The sequence below is a fragment of the Leptolyngbya sp. AN10 genome (assembly GCF_050565645.1).
In the GTDB taxonomy this organism is placed as follows: domain Bacteria; phylum Cyanobacteriota; class Cyanobacteriia; order Leptolyngbyales; family Leptolyngbyaceae; genus Leptolyngbya.
In genome coordinates this window covers 159,918-178,743 of record NZ_JBNXVP010000006.1, presented here as the reverse complement: position 1 = coordinate 178,743, position 18,826 = coordinate 159,918, and the positions used below count along the sequence as shown (strand labels likewise).

At 45.0% G+C, this 18,826-nt stretch carries 12 protein-coding genes; 6 read left to right on the top strand and 6 right to left on the bottom strand.

Annotation, left to right across the window (positions count from 1 at the left end):
• Positions 1-2: 2 nt before the first annotated feature.
• Positions 3-2,951 (bottom strand): peptidase domain-containing ABC transporter, encoded by a 2,949-nt coding sequence (locus ACQ4M5_RS10905; protein WP_430675635.1) that lies wholly within the window; start codon positions 2,949-2,951, stop codon positions 3-5.
• Between the two features lie 24 nt (positions 2,952-2,975).
• On the bottom strand, positions 2,976-3,743 hold the full coding sequence (locus tag ACQ4M5_RS10900) for a peptidylprolyl isomerase (protein WP_430675634.1): 768 nt from the start codon (positions 3,741-3,743) through the stop codon (positions 2,976-2,978).
• Between the two features lie 883 nt (positions 3,744-4,626).
• Between ACQ4M5_RS10900 and ACQ4M5_RS10895 the strand changes: the two genes are divergently transcribed.
• Both ACQ4M5_RS10895 and ACQ4M5_RS10890 read left to right on the top strand, forming a co-directional pair.
• Complete coding sequence (locus ACQ4M5_RS10895; protein ID WP_430675633.1) at positions 4,627-5,535, top strand: calcium-binding protein; 909 nt, start codon at positions 4,627-4,629, stop codon at positions 5,533-5,535.
• Positions 5,536-5,673: 138 nt separating this feature from the next.
• A complete protein-coding gene (locus tag ACQ4M5_RS10890; protein WP_430675632.1) occupies positions 5,674-6,549 on the top strand; it encodes a hypothetical protein in 876 nt (291 codons plus the stop codon).
• 640 nt (positions 6,550-7,189) lie between these two features.
• Here the strand turns inward: ACQ4M5_RS10890 and ACQ4M5_RS10885 are convergent.
• Entirely contained in the window at positions 7,190-8,527 is a 1,338-nt protein-coding gene (locus ACQ4M5_RS10885) for a hypothetical protein (RefSeq protein WP_430675631.1), read from the bottom strand.
• 293 nt (positions 8,528-8,820) lie between these two features.
• Positions 8,821-10,329: a PAS domain-containing protein gene (locus ACQ4M5_RS10880; RefSeq protein WP_430675630.1), complete on the bottom strand. Its 1,509-nt coding sequence runs from the start codon at positions 10,327-10,329 to the stop codon at positions 8,821-8,823.
• Between the two features lie 707 nt (positions 10,330-11,036).
• Here ACQ4M5_RS10880 and ACQ4M5_RS10875 point away from each other — a divergent pair.
• Positions 11,037-12,917, top strand: coding sequence for a protein kinase domain-containing protein (locus ACQ4M5_RS10875; RefSeq protein ID WP_430675629.1), 1,881 nt, complete (start codon positions 11,037-11,039; stop codon positions 12,915-12,917).
• Here the strand turns inward: ACQ4M5_RS10875 and ACQ4M5_RS10870 are convergent.
• A complete protein-coding gene (locus tag ACQ4M5_RS10870; RefSeq protein ID WP_430675777.1) occupies positions 12,856-13,023 on the bottom strand; it encodes a hypothetical protein in 168 nt (55 codons plus the stop codon). The genes ACQ4M5_RS10875 and ACQ4M5_RS10870 overlap by 62 nt on opposite strands.
• Between ACQ4M5_RS10870 and ACQ4M5_RS10865 the strand changes: the two genes are divergently transcribed.
• Genes ACQ4M5_RS10865 through ACQ4M5_RS10855 form a run of 3 tightly spaced genes read left to right on the top strand, consistent with a single transcriptional unit; the run spans position 12,950 to position 16,421 of the window.
• Entirely contained in the window at positions 12,950-14,635 is a 1,686-nt protein-coding gene (locus tag ACQ4M5_RS10865; RefSeq protein WP_430675628.1) for a hypothetical protein, read from the top strand. The two genes, ACQ4M5_RS10870 and ACQ4M5_RS10865, sit on opposite strands and share 74 nt — an antisense overlap.
• Before the next feature lie 25 nt (positions 14,636-14,660).
• Entirely contained in the window at positions 14,661-16,073 is a 1,413-nt protein-coding gene (locus ACQ4M5_RS10860) for an FHA domain-containing protein (RefSeq protein ID WP_430675627.1), read from the top strand.
• Positions 16,074-16,124: 51 nt separating this feature from the next.
• A complete protein-coding gene (locus ACQ4M5_RS10855) occupies positions 16,125-16,421 on the top strand; it encodes a hypothetical protein (protein ID WP_430675626.1) in 297 nt (98 codons plus the stop codon).
• Here ACQ4M5_RS10855 and ACQ4M5_RS10850 read toward each other — a convergent pair.
• Positions 16,407-18,620 carry a tetratricopeptide repeat protein gene (locus ACQ4M5_RS10850; RefSeq protein WP_430675625.1) on the bottom strand — a complete coding sequence of 738 codons (2,214 nt, stop codon included), beginning with the start codon at positions 18,618-18,620 and terminating at the stop codon, positions 16,407-16,409. The genes ACQ4M5_RS10855 and ACQ4M5_RS10850 overlap by 15 nt on opposite strands.
• Positions 18,621-18,826 lie beyond the last annotated feature (206 nt).

The following is an 18,826-nucleotide window of genomic DNA, read 5'->3' as shown; positions in this document are numbered from 1 at the left end:
ATTTAAGAATCGTGTGATTGCTGCATATAGAGGCAATAGTAAAGTTGCCGCATTGCAATTAATTCTTGATGAGTTCCCTGCTCCGCAATGATTCCAGACTGCATAAACAAAATCCAATCCGCATGAGCGATCGTATTCAGTCGATGTGTAATAAAAAAGCAAGTTCGACCCTGAAATCGTCGCATCAAATTCACACACACACGCCGTTCAGTTTCATAATCTAAAGCACTGGTCGCCTCATCAAAGATCAGCAATCTCGGATTCCGAATGACGACACGAGCGATCGCAATTCGCTGTCGTTGTCCCCCAGATAAAGCTGATCCTCGTTCACCGATCTGAGTTTGGTAGCCGTCAGGCAATTGCATAATAAAATCGTGAGCTTCAGCAACTTTCGCTGCCTCAACCACGACTTCATCAGGTAGATGTTCAAACAAAGTAATGTTATCCCGGACGGTTCCCTGAAACAGAACTGCATCTTGGGAAACGACACCAATTTGCGATCGCAAAGAATGGAGATCGACTTTGCTCACGTCATAGTCATCGATCGTAATGTTGCCACTATCTGGTAGATACAATCGAGGGAGCAGTTTCATCAGAGTACTTTTCCCAGATCCGCTCTGTCCCACAATGCCTACAAATGTTCCTGGCTCAATCGCAAGAGAAATCTCTGAGAGTTGTCGCTGTCCGGGTTTGAATCCAAAACAAACATCGTGATACTCTACTCGTCCTGAGATTGGCGGGATCTGAAACTGTTGTCCTTGAACGAGTTCTTCCTCGATCGGGGCATCAACAATATCAGCGAGTAATTCCATTGACAGCGAAGTTTCCTGGAATCGATGCCAGAGTCTTGCAAGCCGCAGCAGGGGACCTGTCACGTAGCCTGTGAGAATCCGAAAGGCAATCATGCCACCCAGCGTTAATTCTCCTTGTAAAACGAGATCAGCACCAACCCAGAGAACGAGCAAACTGCTAATCGTATTGAGAAAATTGCTGTATGAGTAAAAAATTGTATTGATATTGGAAGTCGTAAACCCGCTGGTGAGATACTGCACATAGCGATCGCGCCAAGTTGCCTCGACTAAGGTTTCCATGTGCTGAGATTTGACCGATCCAATGCCGCTCAAGATTTCAACCACGTAGGACTGCACTTTTGCACCTTGATCCGCTTTGAGCCGAATGAGTTTTTGCTGAATCTTAGACATCAGCAACGTTGAAATAATCACGATCGGGACTGTGATCAAAACACACAATGTTAAACGGACGCTGTAGAGAAACATCACCAAAATATAAAACAGCGAAAATACAACATCCATCACGGTTGTAATCGCTGTTTCGGTCATAAATTGACGAATGTTTTCTAATTCAATCAATCGAGAAGCTAACTCTCCGACCGATCGCTGCTCAAAAAATTTCAGCGGTAAATGTAAAAGATGCCGAACAATCTCTACGCCCAGATGCAAATCTAAACGATTCGTCGTACTGACTAACATCTGAGTTCGCAAGATTGTTAAAATGCCTTCTAACAATGCAAATCCAATCATCAAAGCACCGAAAGTCGGCATTGCTCCTGAGTTTGCGCTCACGATCACATTGTCAATCACTTGCTGCACTAACAGCGGATTCCCTAAGCTCAAAAGCTGAATGACAACCGAAGCGAGTAACACTTGCACTAAGATGCTACGTTGTTTAACCACCATCGGTAAGAATCGGTGGAATCCAAATCGCTTGGTGGGTGTTGTTGTGAGTCGATCGAGAACAATTGCCTGACAAATTGCCGTTTCCCGCTTAGAACCAGGTTCGATCGTTAAACGAGCCGCTAATCGATCGGGAGTTAGCTTTAGCAATCCCGTTCGAGGGGAAGCGAGTACGGTTGTCGTTGGCGTAACATCATAAAGAACTGCAAAAATGTCTCCAAACTGAACCAATGCGGGAGTTGTGAGCCGATTAATTCCGCCGCCTGTGGGTGTAAATCGAACAATCTGAGCATTTAACCCTACTGCTTGAGCAATTCGGAGATACAAATCCATCGGGTCATATTTGTCGATCGCTTGTTGCTTTAACCATTGCCGCAATGAATCCGGACGAAATGGAATGCTCAAATGATCACAAATCATGCCAAAACAGGCGACGATATCTTCGATCGATTCGGGCGATCGAGATTTCCAAACCGGATAGTTCGTATCTGTTACAACAGGCAATTTCTCAACTGTAGAAAGCTCGGTCGATGCAGGCTTCAATTCCGATCGCCGTGCTAAACAATGTCGATCGATGCCCAGTAGCCGAACCGGATAGCGAGATGAACGGCTCTGCTGTAGTTCCCTTGTGTTCGTGATTCGAGTCCCAATCGGAACATTCAGAAACTCACCGCTACTGACAAGCCAGATCCGATCGTCTGGTAATGCTTCCGTTGCTTCAAACGTGTAATGTTTCACGATCGCGAATTGTTCCTGCTCGATATACCGCACAATTTTTGGTAAATCTGCTACAGGAGTCGATCGCTGTGATAGAGCATAATCAAGCGTGTCGAATAGTTCAAGGACGCTCACTTTCTGCATCAGAGCAGGCATCAAATACTTTAAGGCAAGTGCTTCAAACTCATCCGCAGGAAGCGCTAAAGTAAACACCGTCCGATCTACACCCTCGATCGCAGCCCGAACTTCTCCCGACCCAACTCGACGCAGCAAACTATCCCAACCGACAATTTCTCCTTTGCGAACGATCGTTAAAGTCGAGCTTTCAACCGAACCGAGAATCCGCACCGCTCCTTGAACAATGAAATGAACGGCTGAAGGCAACTCTGGAGCAGAATAAATGACTTCTCCAGCTTGAAAAGAACATAACTGCAATTTTGCTGCGATCGTGCGTTTAATCTTCAGTGGCAAATCCCGAAACAGCCAAGTCTCAAAAAACTCTGCCACACTTGCCTGTAGTCTTTCATCGCTTTGTGTCATTCAGATGACTCCTTACAAACGAATTTACGCGATCGCTAATGTTTGCTCAGACTGAACTGCGATCGCGCCTGGTGTGTTCATCACTTGCTGAATTTGTGTTTGTAGCCAGCGATTGTACAGACGCTCAATCACTTGGGTGCGAGTTGCATGAGTTAATCGTGCTGCAATCAATCGTTCGAGCCGAACAATCCAACATCGATCGCCAATGCGAACGGGTGGATAAACGACTCCAGCGCGTTGATGGCGAAATAGTGCGGCAATGTCGATCGGGAGTGTAGAAAATGGTACGGGACCGACCCATCCTTCTGATTGCTTTTCATCGCCGAGTGAATGTTCTCGTGCAAGCTTAGAAAATGCAATCCCATCATCTCGAAGCTGAAAATAAAGCTCCTGAGCGAGTGATGAATCTTCAAGCTGAATCAATGAATATTCAACTTGATCGAGATCCGGCTTCATCCGAAGAAACTCTGACTCTACTTGAGTTGCAAACTGAATTTGCTTAAATTTCTGAAGTTGCCACTCGCGGATCATCACAGTTTGGAAATACTCCAAGGTAATGTCTCGCTGTTGGCACCACTGAGCAACAAATTGCTCAAAGTTATCGGGAATCGCATCGTCTGCTCCTCCAGTTAGCGTATGAAACACTTCTTGCTTCAACAAAGGAACTTCTTTGAACACTTCATCCAACAATAGATGTCCGACGAGAGGTTCTAGAAGTTTGTACTGCACCAGTGCAGAAATCATTTGGTCGCTATCTAACAAGCGACCTCCAATCTTCAAACAATTACTCATAAGAGACTTGCAATTGAAAAGCGTTTGAGAGGATATTCCAAAAGTAATCATTAGTGATCGTTGCCTGAGCCGCTCCTCGAATAGAATTCAGAGCCATCAGAACAAAGTCTACTAAGTCCCATACCTTGCCTAGCAGGACACAGCACCCTCTCCCGCTTAGTGTTCAACTATTTCGAGTACAGAATACTCGAACCCTGATTTATCGATTCAACTCTACAGTAGTTAAAGTGCAGAATTGATACACGAATAGACTACATCACAACCTGCCCAGTGTCTAGCAATTAGTTAGAACCGCCCCTGTATTGGTTCCAATTAATTAGTGACAGCATAATTTGATCCTGATTCTGACCATTATTTATACAGTTTTCAAGCGATCTGACCCAAGATTAAACAATGTTTTAACAAGTTAATTAGAACAGACACTAAAGTTTTCAGTTCTAATTAATCCAAATTCTGCTATAAATGTGCTAAATAATCTAAGTATTCTCCAATAATGACGCTAAAATTGCATCATCTCCCTGAATCTAATGTTTCATTAGTCACCCTACTTTAGTAAAAGATCTGAGAATATCAGGTTGGCTAAACTTCTGTTTGTCTCTACGCTAGGTAGCAAGTGAAGCCGTCTTCATAGCAAAGCTGCGAATTCACATCAGAAATTAAGTTGCATCGACCCATTCCAAGAATCCTCAAGCATTGAAAGACCCACCTTTTGTCTTAAATAGTCACTTTCTTTCAAAGCTTCTAATTGCTCTTGCTGATATAGATGTCTAGCTTCGCAGCTTCATGGACTGTTCTCGATCGTTGCTGGAACACTTGCTTGTGTCTTCCTCAATTCAGCTTTTCCAGCAATCTCTTAATCCATTCATAATCAAGAAATCACATCATGGCTGATCCTCAAATTGGTTTGCAAACCGTTCTCGCATCTCTCAGTACTCCACTCCGCGATCGCGGAGGCAATACAATCGCACCTCCGGTCGCCCCTGCTGCATCAGTCCAACCTCCGATCGTCCCTGCTGCGCCAGTCCAACCCGCTCCAACTCCTGTATCACCTGCTCCCGCACCCGCCGCACAATCAACTTCCATATTCACGCCCATTGGTGGAACTGCGGGAGACGATCGGCTGAGGGGAACCGAGGGCAACGATGCCCTTTTTGGTGGAGATGGCAACGATCGTATTTTTGCCCTTGGCTCTGATGATCTACTATTTGGCTTCAACGGTGAGGATACGCTCATCGGTGGAACTGGAAACGATCAGCTATTTGGCGAAAATGGCAATGATACGTTGGTTGGTAATGAGGGTACTGATGCGCTGACCGGAGGAGCAGGACGCGATCGATTTGCCTATGTCGGAGATGCGTTTGCCAATGGAACGCCCGCACTGGCTGGACAAACAGGCATCAACGTCTTGAACAGACCAGACATCATTGGTGACTTTACGATCGGTGAAGATCAATTTGCTCTCGGCAAGTTCGATCTCAATCTCGATGACTTGAAGTTCCAAAGAGGTAGATCTTCTGAAATTTCAGGAGATAGCAATGTGATTGTGCTTACTGATCCGTTCCCGGCAGCGGGCGCGGCGGCTCGTGCGATCGCAAATAATAACAGAGTTACAGCCGATGAGGGCGCATTTGTATACTTCAATTCGACTCTCGGCTTAACTCGGTTCGTGTACTCCCAAGATCTCAGTGACGGTGGCGATATTAGTGTGCTGGCAAACCTGAATAATCAGCGAGGTGATGCTGGCTTGACGAATCTGAATGCTTTCTCAGCGAGGGATTTCACTTTGGTCTAGTTTGAGGTGAGAAATCATTCGGATGTGTCCTGGCGGTTTCTAACCGCCAAGCGCCTAACCTTGAGTTCAACGCAGGTTGGGTCTGGATTCAGCCCGATCGAACATTTTGTAAATTTCTCAATGAGGAGATATCTAGTTTTGGCACTATCCACGAATAACCCGGTTTATGCAAAGCGCAATTCTGCAACAACACTGCTGCCGAGAAAACGTCGATCGACCTTTGATTCAAAAGCAACGAATGTCAGAATTGTTGCCAGTAGCAGCATGATTCTGTGTTCTGCAATACTGATTAATCTTGGATTAGAAGCAGCGGGATCAGAAACACCTGCACCGCCCTGTGATGCCGCAACAACGAAAGAAAATCAGTGTCAAACGGCGACAGAGCAGCGGATTGATGTTTCTCCGGAGGTAAATTCTAAGCCTCAATGGAGCGATCAGCTTAAAGTCAGCAAGTCCCCCGAAAAGTTGCCCCAAGAGATGGAAACAACCTACTCGGAGCTATTGAATCGCGCTCAAGCTGCTGCCAGTCGCGATCAACTGACGACAGCGGTTGAAACTGTTTCTGGAATTCCTAAGAACAGTCAATACTTTGAAGTGGCTCAACAGCTAGAGGAAGACTGGTCAAAAGAATTAGTACGGCAAGCCACAAATCACTTTCAGCAAGCCGAAGTCACAACGTCGATCGCATTAATCGATAAGATTCCAGAGTCTAGCGAATGGCACGATCGAGGAACTGAACTAAAACAACAATGGAAGAAACAAGCTAACTTGCTGAAACAAGCAAAATCAGCAAAATCAGCAGAAGATTGGCAGGGAACCATCAATGCAATCAAAGGACTAGAAGGAACGCCGCTCTATAACAGTTTGCCTGTTCAGGAATTGTTGCAGCAAGCCATGATCAATCGGTATGAACCTGATCCAGCTTTGCTGCAAATTGCTGTCGAAGATGCTCCAATGATGCTTCAATCTGAACCTTCTCAATCTAGTGAAGTTGTCGCGGCTCGTACTCCTTAGAGGATGTTTTAAGGGAATGGCTGTTATGGCAGTAGAAGTTTAGATTAGGGCATCCTCGGAGTTGCCCCCAAACCCCCAAATTCGGGGGCTTAAGGCTCTTGCTCCCCCAAACTTGGGGGCTGGGGGGCGATCTCGAAGTGTTCTAACTGAAATAAGTACAGCTATAGTCCGCCGAGCGCGGACTTCGTTTGTGTAGCCGCGAATTCCATTCGCTTGGGCATCATCTGTTTCAATCAAAGATTGATTTGGTATGAGAGGGTGTTTCAGAAGTATAAAAAGCGGCTTTGCTGCGTTGACAGTCCGCCCGGAAATGAATCTCCGGGCTAATGGAGGAAACCCCGCTGAAGCGGGCTAAGAGAGCAATACGGAGTTCTTAGCCCAGTTTAGGAGATTTATCGAAAACAAATTACCCGCTGTCTTCGGCTTCGCTCAGTCAGCTAGAGATCGCGCCCTGAGCGAAGCCGAAGGGCGGTCTTTCAAGTGGTAAGCTCTTTCGTAGAAATCTCCTTAGTGGGCTTCCCCCGATTAGCCCGGAGATTCATTTCCGGGCGGGTGAATGTGATAAACGATTACTTCTCAAACACCCTCTTAGAGATCCGAGCTTTCTGCTGCGTTAGAAATTGGGGTGCACTTCATTTCTTTATTGGACTTCGTTCGGTGCAATTTTGGTAAAGTCAACGCCGAACAGTTTCTTGAGTACGATCGCTGGATCGCTCTGAGGCAGACTCATTTCAATAAATAAGGTATGTGCCAACTTTAATTGTGTTGCACTGTATTGTCTTCGATTTTGCGACTGAGAGACTGCCAAACTCAAATCATGGAACCACTTCATCAAGACAGGCAGCGAGTTTTCAAGCACGATCGAGCCTGAATCGGGCGAAAATCGCAAAATGCGCCGCTTAAATCGGGCATTCATCAACGTAAAACTATCTGAATCTTGAATTAATTCCCATCTCGACTGTGGCATTGCTTTCTCACTCCAAGCAACCCACAGTCGCATTCGTTTGAGAATTCCATCCGCATCGCTTGAATGGCTGAGATGAAAGGTAATAAGCTTCGGTTGCACTTCTAACACTCGACGTTGGGGTTCCGCTGGAACTGCTTCATCTGGTAAGGATACGGATTGCAAATCGAATTTTGTTGAAGTCTCAACTGTGGGTAATGGTTCAGCCACCGAAGTGGGTAACGCGCTCCGAGGCGAAACAGACTGCTCTGGGAAAAGCTCGATCGCGCTCACTTCCCAGCGATATCGGTCTAGCTCACCGCCTTCATACATACACTTCGGAAACGGATAGCTCTGTTTAGAAATTGGCTGATAAGTTTGCGGGTTGAGATACTCCAAATGCAGTTGAATGTTTGGAATATCATTCTGCTGTTTGTCGAAGGTATAGTCCGCTGCGGGTGGCTCCAGGCAAATCAAGCGCACGACTCGCAACAAATCAGCATTCTTACTATCTCGGAGTTCAAAAACATTATGTGGCGGGTTGAAAATTAAACGCTCTTCTGTATCGAGAAAGTAAGACAGAGTGCACCCTTGAGGCACATGGAACAATGCGCCAATGTATCGATCGAGCTTTGGTTTGCGTCGTCTCAAATACACAAAATATTGCGTCGGCTCGTTTAACCCACGCGATTGATAAGTGTAATCTTTCTTGAGGAGGAGACGAGTATGATGTTCGATCGGGGTATTTTCCGATCGATGCCGACTGCCAATTTCCTTGAGTCCAAACTCAACGATCGATTGAATGCTATCCGGTTCAAGCTGGCTAATCAGGTTGCGAATTAAAGCGACTTTTGCTTTAGATGAGAGCTGTGCCGCACGGTTGAGTAGAACCGTTTGATGGTCGCTTTCAGAGGTCGAATCTCCTGAATTAAGCTCAGGTTGAAGAAGTTCCTCGATCGCCGCATCAACTTCTGGTTTTATCGTTGCTTTCATCAGCCGCTCTTCAATGTCCGCTTCGGGAACTTCACGACTCATAGTTGTGGCAAATAGTTGGGGGCAAATAGCTGGGGCAAAACGTCAGGGAACTTTCAAGCTGTAAGCAGTCGATACAGTTCAATCGCTTACATTACAAACGAATTCGTTCGCGATAGGTTCATTTTATACTAAAGCTTTCTAAGACAAAATCGCATTCGATGAAAGATTGGAAAAACAAGAGGCATGATTTATGAAGAGACGATGAGAATTCACAACGCCTGAAGTCTCAAATCGCACATAAAAAAGTCAGGGTGCTAATCATCCCTGACCGGAGTTCAAAAGTACAAATGAATTCAATCGGTTAATTCTGCTTTGATCGGTTCACGATCGCTTAGTTCTACCAGCAATCCATCCAAACAAAGAAGACTGCCATTTTGATTAAAAATTCCCTGCTTCCGTTCAGCAACCCATCGAATTTCGCCATTTGCATCAATAATTCGGTATTCAATTGAATGAGGATGTCGATCGAAGATCACCTGCATCAATGAATTTTTAAGAATCGGAATATCATCTGGATGAACGATACTGAGATAGGAACGAATTTGATTATGAATAAAAACTGAGGGCGGATAACCTGTAATCGACTGAATCCGATCACTAATAGAGTGCATCATATAACTAGAATCACATCGAAATACGGCACCCATACTGTTAACAATCAGCGATCGAAACTTTTCTTCGTGATCTCTCAGTTCGATCTCCAACGCTTTACGATCGGTGATATTATGTCCGCTCAGCATGACTCCATCGATCGCTAAAGACGAAGGAAATCGCTGACCTTGAATTGCTAGAGCTACCCACCGATTCACTTTCGATCTCCACCACCATTCGACTCCAGTGGGGCTAGTTGGCACATCGTGGCTCCACAATTGCAGTACGAGATCAACTTCATTTAAATTACTCGGATGAATTAATTCTCTAATCTGCCGACCGAGCAATTCTTCAGGCTGATATCCCAAAATCGATTCAACTGCCGGACTAATATAAATAATTTGCCCACTGTTGCTGGCTTGAATAAATAGATAAGGACTGTTTAGAAACAGAGTTTTCCACTTTTCTTCAGTTCTTACAAGTGTGCTGTAAATCTTTTTGTTTTCAGTAATATCTTCAAGAATTACAGCAAAATATTGATGCCCATCGGCTGGTAATTCGATTGCCGAAATATTTAAATTGAGCCAAACAATTCCGTTGTTTTTCGTGATAAATCTTTTCTCGATCGTATAAGAACTCATTACTCGATCGAGCAAATTTTGTTTGAGTTGCTGATCGAGCAAACAATCTTCAGGATGGACAAATTGATCAAGATTAATTAGGTCTTGATCATTCGTGCCCAACCAAGCGTGTAAGTTCTCATTACACTGAATTACATTTCCGTTAAAGTGAATTAAAGCTGTCGCCAAATTCGCATGAGCCGATTGTAAGATTGCTTTCTCGTAAGCTTCAGTAAGATTACGAATATCTGTTTTCATCACTGTGAAAAACATTAATTTGGAATTCTCATCAAATTCTAGGGAACATTCCACTGCCTCATCTACGTCGTTAAATTGTGAGGTAAATTGAACAATTTCTCCCTGTGAAGCTCTTTGCCAAAAATCCGCTAACCTCGATCGCATTACAGACGGGAAACAATCAAAGAAATTAACTTGTTTCGCGCGCGTTTTTAACAATGTTAAGAAGCTGCGACTGGTGTAAACCTGGTGTCCGCGATCGTTGTACACGCAGATCGGTTTGAGCGATCGTTCTAAGAACTCTGTCAATTTATAAGACTGAAGTTCGGGAGTCTTCCAAAATGGTGAAATCATTGTTATGCCAGTATTACGGTTTTGCAGTGCTGTGAGTTTTCCATAAGCTAGTAGAGCTTACTTCTGTGGTTAACTCGATGAATTTGCAGTCACTCAAAGTCGTTCGTTCGCCTTAATTGTTGAACTTTCTGGCAGCTACACCCACATTCATGCAAATTGCCTAGCTTTTCAGTACATTAGCTGGATTGTTAATTCCTACTACTGATACCCTTATGATACGCAGTTCTAGTGTGATCGCCCTGATTTCTGAGTTTAGACTCATGGATTATGGCACAATCATAGACTAGCCTTATGCCACTTTGCGAATCGTCACAAGTATAAAACGGCTTGATTCACTTGCTTTTTTTTCTTAGACATAATTAGAACCTTCTTTCTAATATTTTGGTTCCAATTAACACTTAATGATTTTTTTAAGCTATTCTCTGCAAAGTGGGTAGTTAAAAACAGCGCGAGTTGCTATAATTCTTGCCAAGCATCTAATCCATCCTTGTGAGTTCGCCTTCATCAGCGCAGAGCATCATTCCACTCGCTGCCTCTACCCAAGTTTCGATCGTACTAACCGAACCGAGCTGAAAGAATTGCTGCTGGATACAGCAACCTCACCTGAATGTCCAGCGAATCGAATTCGTTAGGGCGCAAAGATTATTAATTAATTTTTTAATTCACAAACTGTGCTGCTCAGCATTGTGCATTGAGGCTTAACGACTATGATTGGGCAACTCTTAACCGGGCGCTATCTCATCCTGGAAAAACTAGGCGCAGGAGGATTTAGCGAGACTTATTTGGCTCGTGATAAATATCTTCCACAGCATCCTTTGTGTGTGGTGAAGCGGCTGAGACTACCCTCAGACAGCAAAATTTCGCTAGAGACAGCCCGCCACTTGTTTGAAACAGAAGCGCAGCTACTTGGACAGCTTGGACAAAATTATCCTCAGATTCCAACGCTGTTCGCGTATGCTCAGGAGCAAGATTCGACCTATCTGGTGCAAGAATACATCGAGGGTGAGACGCTTAGTACGTGGTCGAATCAATCGGTTACTGCCAAGAGAGCGATCGAGCTTCTTACAAACGTGCTGTCTATATTGGACTATGTTCACTCGCATCACGTTATTCACTGTGATGTCACGCCAAGCAATCTGATTTGTCGTCGTCAAGATAGCAAGATTGTCCTGATTGATTTTGGCGCAGCTTGTTCTGAAGCAACGAAGAATTCATCTGCGAATCCTGCTTTGCTGATTGGAACTCCGGGCTATATTCCAGATGAGCAATGTCTAGGAATGCCACAGGTGAATAGTGATCTCTATGCTCTAGGGATTTTAGTGATTCATCTGCTTAGCCGCACTGATCCCCGCCAGTTCAATCAAGACTTGATTACTGGAGAACTGGACTGGAAACACTATTTCAAGCTTGCGTCGATTCCACCCAATCTAGTTCTGATTCTCGATCGAATGGTGCGAAGTCGCGCCAGCGATCGCTACCAACACGTCTCCGAAGTCCTCGCTGATCTGGAGCAGTTGCAAACAAGGGAGCGATCGCATTCTCCGAATTGGTCGCGCCTACAGCGAACGATTTTTCCAATCAGTACGATGCTGTTTGCGGGAACTTTGGTCATGCAGTTCCCCAGATTACAGCAAAGCTACGATCAATCGTTTAAACCGACAATCGAGCAGCTTGAACAACAATTTCTCCCGACATCAGACAATCATTTAACGATGTTGCGAGAACTTTCAGTCAAACCGAGAATTGAGCGGTTACTGATTACTCCACACAAACGAGTCATGGTTAGCGTAGGAACTGATCATTTACTTCGATTGTGGTCGCTGCCAGAGGGTAAACCGTTAGCAACCTTAGCAAGTGGCAAAACACCGATTACCACGTTAGCCGTTAGTTCAGACAGTAAATTTTTAGTCAGCGGTCGCGGAGATGGTACACTTCAGCTTTGGGATATCAATCGAGGTCGATTAGTTCAACAATTTAAAGGACATCAAAAATCTGTACTTGCGATCGCAATTAGTCCGGATCTCAAAATATTGACCAGTAGTAGTAAAGACAATACAATGCGCCAGTGGGATTTACAGACAGGTGCATTGCTTAGAACACTCAAGACTCCTACTTCGGCTATCACCGCGATTGCTTATCCACCAACTTCTGACAGACTGATTACAGCAAGTCGCGATCGTCAACTTCAAGTTTGGAATCTCCGTAATGGGCAGATTGAACGAACATTCTCTGGGCATACCGACGAGATTGTTGGGCTAGAAATTGTAAATGATCATACATTGGTTAGCTTTGGAAAAGACCGAGGGTTAATGTGGGATCTCAAACGAGAAACGATTGCTCAAGTCTTGCCTGAAGCCTCTGCAAACTCCATTATGGTCTCGAAATGCAAGCGCAATATTATGACTGTTCACAGTGACGGAAGCATTCGAGCTTGGATTCCAAAAGAGGGAAAGCTTGTGATGCAAGAAACAGGCAAGCTAGACAATCCCAGAAATATTGCTTTCAGTCCAAATCATGACTATTTGATCAGTTGGAATGTGAATCAACCCTTACGCTTTTGGCAAATTCACGATCGCGAAATTCAGTAACTTCACATCGCTCCGCACAAGAGGAAGAATTTATGCTGCACCAAGTCCCTGAACAGACGATGCACCGGGTTCGCTGGCTATTAACGCTTGGATGGCTTTTGTTGATTGCATCGCTTTTTTATGATCCGATGACTCCTGCATTCACAGATCCGCGTAACTTAGCGAGTCCCTTCCGTGTGAATCTGCATCAGTGCATCAAGCTACGAGAAATTTGCTTACCCCAAGCTTCGTTTTCGATGAGTGCTTTGGTTTGGTGGGCAATGATTGTTCCGAGTGGCATCTTTATTTTGCTGGTGTTTGGGCATGAATTCTGGCGGCGAATTTGTCCATTGTCGTTCTTATCACAGATCCCACGCGCCCTGAAAATTCAGCGACGGCGCAAAGTTGTCGATCGTAATACCGGAGAAGTGCGCCGCGAAGTGGTGACAATCAGCGAACAGTCTTGGCTCGGTCGCAATCATCTCTATGTTCAGTTCAGCTTATTTGTGTTTGGTTTGTGGCTGCGAATTTTGTATGTAAACTCCGATCGCACATCGCTTGGTGTCTTTCTTTTGATTACGATCGCGTGTGCAATCTTAATCGGCTATCTCTATGCAGGTAAAAGCTGGTGTCAATATTTCTGTCCAATGGCTCCAGTGCAAATGGTTTATACCGGACCTCGATCGCTGTTTGGTAGCCAGAACTATCTCAAACCGACCACAACGGCGACTCAATCGATGTGCCGCACGGTCAATTCAGAAACGCATCAAGAGCAAAGTGCTTGTGTTGGTTGCAAAGCAGCCTGTATTGATATTGATGCGGAAAAAAGCTACTGGACAGAGTTGACTAAGCCCGGTCGAAGACTTGTACAGTATGGCTATTTGGGAATGGTGATTGCATTCTACTTGTATTATTTTTTGTATGCGGGTAACTGGGATTATTACTTTACAGGTGCATGGACACACGAAGCAGATCAAGTTGCAAGAGTGTTAGACACAGGGTTTTATATTTACCGTCATGCCATTCCAATTCCGAAAGCAGTTGCCGTCTTCATCACCTTTGTTGTTCTGACTGGCATAACATTTACTCTAGGATTAATCCTGGAAAAACTCTGTCGTAGAGTGCCAAGATCTAGAGTTTCCAAAGAGCAGGCACAACATTTCGCATTTACCATATTTACGATCGCATCCTTTTGGACATTCTTTTCGTATGGTGCGCGTCCCTCACTCAATCGCTTACCGACTTATCCATTGTTAGCCTTCAATGCGCTGATTGTTCTAGTCGGTTCTCTTTGGCTCTATCGCACCTTGCGCCGGACTCGATCGCAATATGAGCGCGAAAATATGGCAATGAGTCTGCGAAAACAGCTTCAGAAATTACCGATCGATCAAAAACTACTCGAAGGACGCTCGATCGACGATTTAACGCCGGACGAAATCTACATGCTAGTCAAAGTCCTACAAGGCGTTTCGCAACAAGTTCGACTCCAAACCTACAGTGATGTCGTGCTGGATCTCCTTCGACAGCAAGCGGTGAGCGCTTCTGGAAGCTTTGAATTTTGCCGTCAACTGCGCCAGGAACTTCAGATTACGGATAGTGAGCATTTCTCAACGATCGAAGCGATCGCGCTCCACTCTCCAGAACTCCTCTCTGTTGCAGCCGCACCTGACTCAGAACTTCATACCGCCACCACTGTCGCAAGAATGATCGCGAGACCCCCTAAACGATTCAATCCTTGAGTTCATGGCTCCGAGGTAACTTCCTATGTTGACGCTAAAATCAGTTAATTTTGAGCAACGAGAGTTTCAAATTCATCAGCTTGACCAATCCCACCCAGAACAAACCGAATGGGTAATTGGGCGACATACAACTTGCGATTTAGTGCTGGCAAGTCCAGAAATTAGCCGAGTGCATGGACGAATTATCTATCTTGATAGTTCTTACTATTTCATTGATGTGGGAAGTGCATCGGGATCAGTGTTAAATGGCGAAGTCGTTCCTCCAGAAGAACCGCGACAACTTCAACTCGGTGATTTACTTCAGCTTGGAGGAACTTTTTTGCACATTGAAGCTTTATCACCGCTGTCTAAATCCTCGATCGAGCCTCCCCTTCCCATACAATCCTGGCAAAATGAGGATCTGCTCTGTCGTTGTTGTCGCATCATTGATGAAGCTCCAGACGTGAAAACATTCTGCTTTGTTGCCGAACCTGCCGTCCAATTCTGCTATCTTCCAGGTCAATTCGTGAATGTTGAACTTGAAATCGACGATCGAACAGTGATTCGTCCCTATTCGATTTCCTCTTCACCAACGCGCCCTTATCATCTCAGTATCACAGTCAAGCGCGTCCCGACCGGGGTAGTGTCTAACTGGTTACATGATCATCTCAAGATTGGCGATCGCATCAAGCTACCCGGTGGCGCGATGGGACAATTTACCTGTGTCCCCAATGTTCCATCAAAGCTACTGTTAATCTCTGCGGGTAGTGGAATTACGCCAATGATGTCGATGCTACGCTGGCTACAAGATACTTTGAGCGATTGCGACATTGTTTTTCTTCACAGTGCGACGACTCCAGAAGACGTTATCTTCCGTCGAGAACTAGAATCGATCGCAGCCCAAATGTCGAACTTACACTTAGCAATTACAGTCACTCGCTCTCATCAGTATTGGATGGGATTAACCGGGCGAATTACTCAATCGATGTTATCTTGGGTTGTTCCAGATTTGCTAGAGCGATCGGCGTATGTCTGCGGTTCTGAACCCTTCATGCAAGGTATTCGGACTCTGTTAGACAGCATGGAATTTCCGATGCAACACTATCAAGAAGAAAGCTTTGGTAGTTCAGCACCACGAGTTCAACCTGCTAGTCAAAATGGTAAAACATTAGTGCCGTCTCCACGAATAGAGGAAGCACTCGTTCTTTACTTCACCAAGTCCGATCGACAAGCCTTAACGGATAGTACCACTCCAATCTTAGAAGCAGCAGAACAAGAAGGCGTTCAGATTCGTCATGCGTGTCGGGCAGGTGCTTGTGGAATGTGTAAAGTAAAAGTTCGCAAAGGGAAAGTTCGCTATCAAACGGCTCCGAGTGCGTTATCGATCTCCGATCAACAAGCAGGCTATGTGCTCTCCTGTGTTGCCTATCCAACCGAGCTTTTAGAAGTTGAGGCATGATCCAGATTCAATGATCTATCCTAGAAACAGTTCTGCGATCGCACTTTTTCTATGTTGAAATCAATTCTCGCTGCTAGTGTTCTTCTAGCGACGCTACCGACTGTTAGTTTTGCGGCTCCCTCCAAATCTGCTCAAACACCCCCTCAACCCACGACCGAGGAAATTTATCAAGCCTGCACCCAAAATCGGGCTGAAACCTTGCCCAATCCCTTTGTAGATGTTTCTCCAAGGGACTGGGCATACAAAGCGGTTTTAACCATGCACTATTGCGGTGCATTCCGTCAGGCGGCTCCAAGAAGCTTATTCGAGCGTCAGCAACCGACTCCCCAACCGTCACCGCAATCTTGATCCCCGTTGAGCATAACAATCGATATAGCTCTGAAGCTCTTGTCTTCGGAGCTTTCCTGATGCACCGGGTTCAGGATATTTCGCCAGTAATTGCCGTGCAGTTTCAATCCGAGCGACTTGAGCTAATAACTGAATCACTTCGATATAGGTTCCAGCCGATTGCGCTCCTCTCCCATTGAGAAGTGCGGCTGCTCGATCGAGAACTGCGATCGCTTCTGAAGTTCGACCCCGACTGATGTAAGCTTGAGCAAGTCTGGGTGAAATGGATAGATATTCATCCGATTTTTGATTCGTGTAGATTAATTCTGCTGCTTGTTGTGCGATGTTCAACTGTCCAACCTGCAAGGCTTTAATAATCAAGTTGTTAAAGTTTGTCTCCTTAAAAGCTTCTTTCGGAATTTCTTGCAGCGTTTTCCAAGCAGGTTCGACTTGATCATCATTAAGAAACTGCTGAGATAAGAACGATAGCGCATAGTTTGGAGTAAACCCTGTGTTCGGATTGATTGGAAGTGCTTTCGCCGCTTTTACCGCAGTTTGACGAGCGCTTTCTGCTGATTGTTCTTGTCCAATTTTGATGTAACCTCGTGCGATCGCACCATAAGTAATTGCTTTCAATTTCGGATTCGTTAAACTTTCTGCAAGTTTCGTTGCTAATTCGAGTGCTGATCGATCTTGAACTCCAATCTGTGCCAAAGCTTCAATTCGGGGAGAACGACTGCTATCGATATTTTGCAGGGGAAGTTGTTGAGCGAGGGAAATTGCTTTATTCGCGTTTTGAGATGCGTAAGCGATCGCGAATTGTTGAAGCACATACAATCGCTCTTCTGGTTCAGTGTTAGGAAAACGCTGGATTGCCGATTCGATCGCATCCAGAGCCTTGAGTTCTTGTGCGATTGGAATCACATAAGATCGAGGTGAAATCAAATTGAGACTTGCTGATCGTCGTAAAGCAGTATTCGCTTCTGGAAGATACCCGTACCGAAGAGCTAAGCCAGCAAGATAAGCTCCGTCGTTATAGTTCTGCGCTTGTCGAACGGCTTGAATGAATTGCTCGATCGCTTGGCTTGCTTTCTGTGTTTGGTTCCGCTTGCGATACTCTCCTGCAACTATTAGCAGATGAAGCGCTCTCACATCAGCAGGACTCGATCGTAGCAGTTGAGCAATGCGATCAGGGTTTCCTCCAGCTTGAAAATAAGCTTGAAGTGCAAGAGAAGGATCAAAATCGAAACTTGGGGTTTTAATCGCTTCCCAAGCGATCGCTAAAATTTTAGGATCATTAGAGACAGCCGCTAAAGCAAGATATCTCGAATCTTCTACATAGGGTCGATCTTTCAGAATTTTATTGAGATAAGGTCTTGCTTTGTCTTCGCGCTTTAGCTGCAAATACAATCGAGCAATGTCAGGATTTAGCTGAGTTGCTGGAGCAAATTTCGTCACTCGATCGACAATCTGTAGTGTTTTTGCAGGTTGATTCGCTTCTAAATAAGATTGAGCTAATGTAAGCGGAACTGTGACTTGAAATAAGAGAGGGACGGTTTGACCGGATTGCATTGTTGCAACGATCGCACTTTCAGCTTGACCTAACAATCCTGCAATTTTCGGGGTTTGTTTTAGCTCTGAAGCAGTCACTAACAATCCACCGAGTTGAGAAGTTCTCGATCGAGCATTCGATTGCTTCAAACTAGCTTGAATTCCACGAGTTAGAACTGTAGTTGCTCGATCGCTTGCTCCCAATCGTTGATAGTATCGAGCTAATCCTGCCATCAATCGATATTTGATTTGCTCATCCGAAAGCTGTTCAATCCGAGCCGCAAGCCTATCTAAAATACCAAGCAGTTGTATTTTCTCACTCGGCTGTGAAAGCTCCTTGAGCAATAGATCCAACTGTGGTGATGTCGGTGTATCAGGACGAACAGCAAACGGTCTACCAATCAACCAGCGATCGAGATAATTTTGTACGATCAGATTGCTCGAAACTGGAGACTGAGCAATTTCATTTAATTCAGCAAAGCTACGGGACACCGAATTGGTGGCAACGATCGCAGGTAATGGCTGATTCGGATAAGGAAGTCGTCGTACAAAATCTTCTGAGATCCGTTGTGAGCAACTTAAATTTACCTGTGCTTGAGCGGGAACAATCGGAAGCGATGTTGTAATCAACAAACCGAGAAGCGAAGCGAGAATTGAGCGATCCGGCATAAGGAACGAACCATCAAAAGCGATTAGTTCTTTTGAATACGATGAGAGCGGCAATGTTTCCAGATTAATTTAGCGATCGCTTATGAAGCAGGTCTAATCTTGCTCATGAAGCGCCTTTGAGTTTTGCAAGTGCTTTAGCTTTCGCAATCCGGACTAAATGCCCAATAGATTCATACAGCACACTTTTGAAAAACAGAATTCCTAAG

Bases quoted from the DNA above. Each gene is read 5' to 3' on its own strand.
- ACQ4M5_RS10905 (WP_430675635.1), bottom strand. From the start codon at position 2,951: ATGACACAAAGCGATGAAAGACTACAGGCAAGTGTGGCAGAGTTTTTT.
- ACQ4M5_RS10900 (WP_430675634.1), bottom strand. From the start codon at position 3,743: ATGAGTAATTGTTTGAAGATTGGAGGTCGCTTGTTAGATAGCGACCAA.
- ACQ4M5_RS10895 (WP_430675633.1), top strand. From the start codon at position 4,627: ATGGCTGATCCTCAAATTGGTTTGCAAACCGTTCTCGCATCTCTCAGT.
- ACQ4M5_RS10885 (WP_430675631.1), bottom strand. From the start codon at position 8,527: ATGAGTCGTGAAGTTCCCGAAGCGGACATTGAAGAGCGGCTGATGAAA.
- ACQ4M5_RS10880 (WP_430675630.1), bottom strand. From the start codon at position 10,329: ATGATTTCACCATTTTGGAAGACTCCCGAACTTCAGTCTTATAAATTG.
- ACQ4M5_RS10875 (WP_430675629.1), top strand. From the start codon at position 11,037: ATGATTGGGCAACTCTTAACCGGGCGCTATCTCATCCTGGAAAAACTA.
- ACQ4M5_RS10865 (WP_430675628.1), top strand. From the start codon at position 12,950: ATGCTGCACCAAGTCCCTGAACAGACGATGCACCGGGTTCGCTGGCTA.
- ACQ4M5_RS10860 (WP_430675627.1), top strand. From the start codon at position 14,661: ATGTTGACGCTAAAATCAGTTAATTTTGAGCAACGAGAGTTTCAAATT.
- ACQ4M5_RS10855 (WP_430675626.1), top strand. From the start codon at position 16,125: ATGTTGAAATCAATTCTCGCTGCTAGTGTTCTTCTAGCGACGCTACCG.
- ACQ4M5_RS10850 (WP_430675625.1), bottom strand. From the start codon at position 18,620: ATGCCGGATCGCTCAATTCTCGCTTCGCTTCTCGGTTTGTTGATTACA.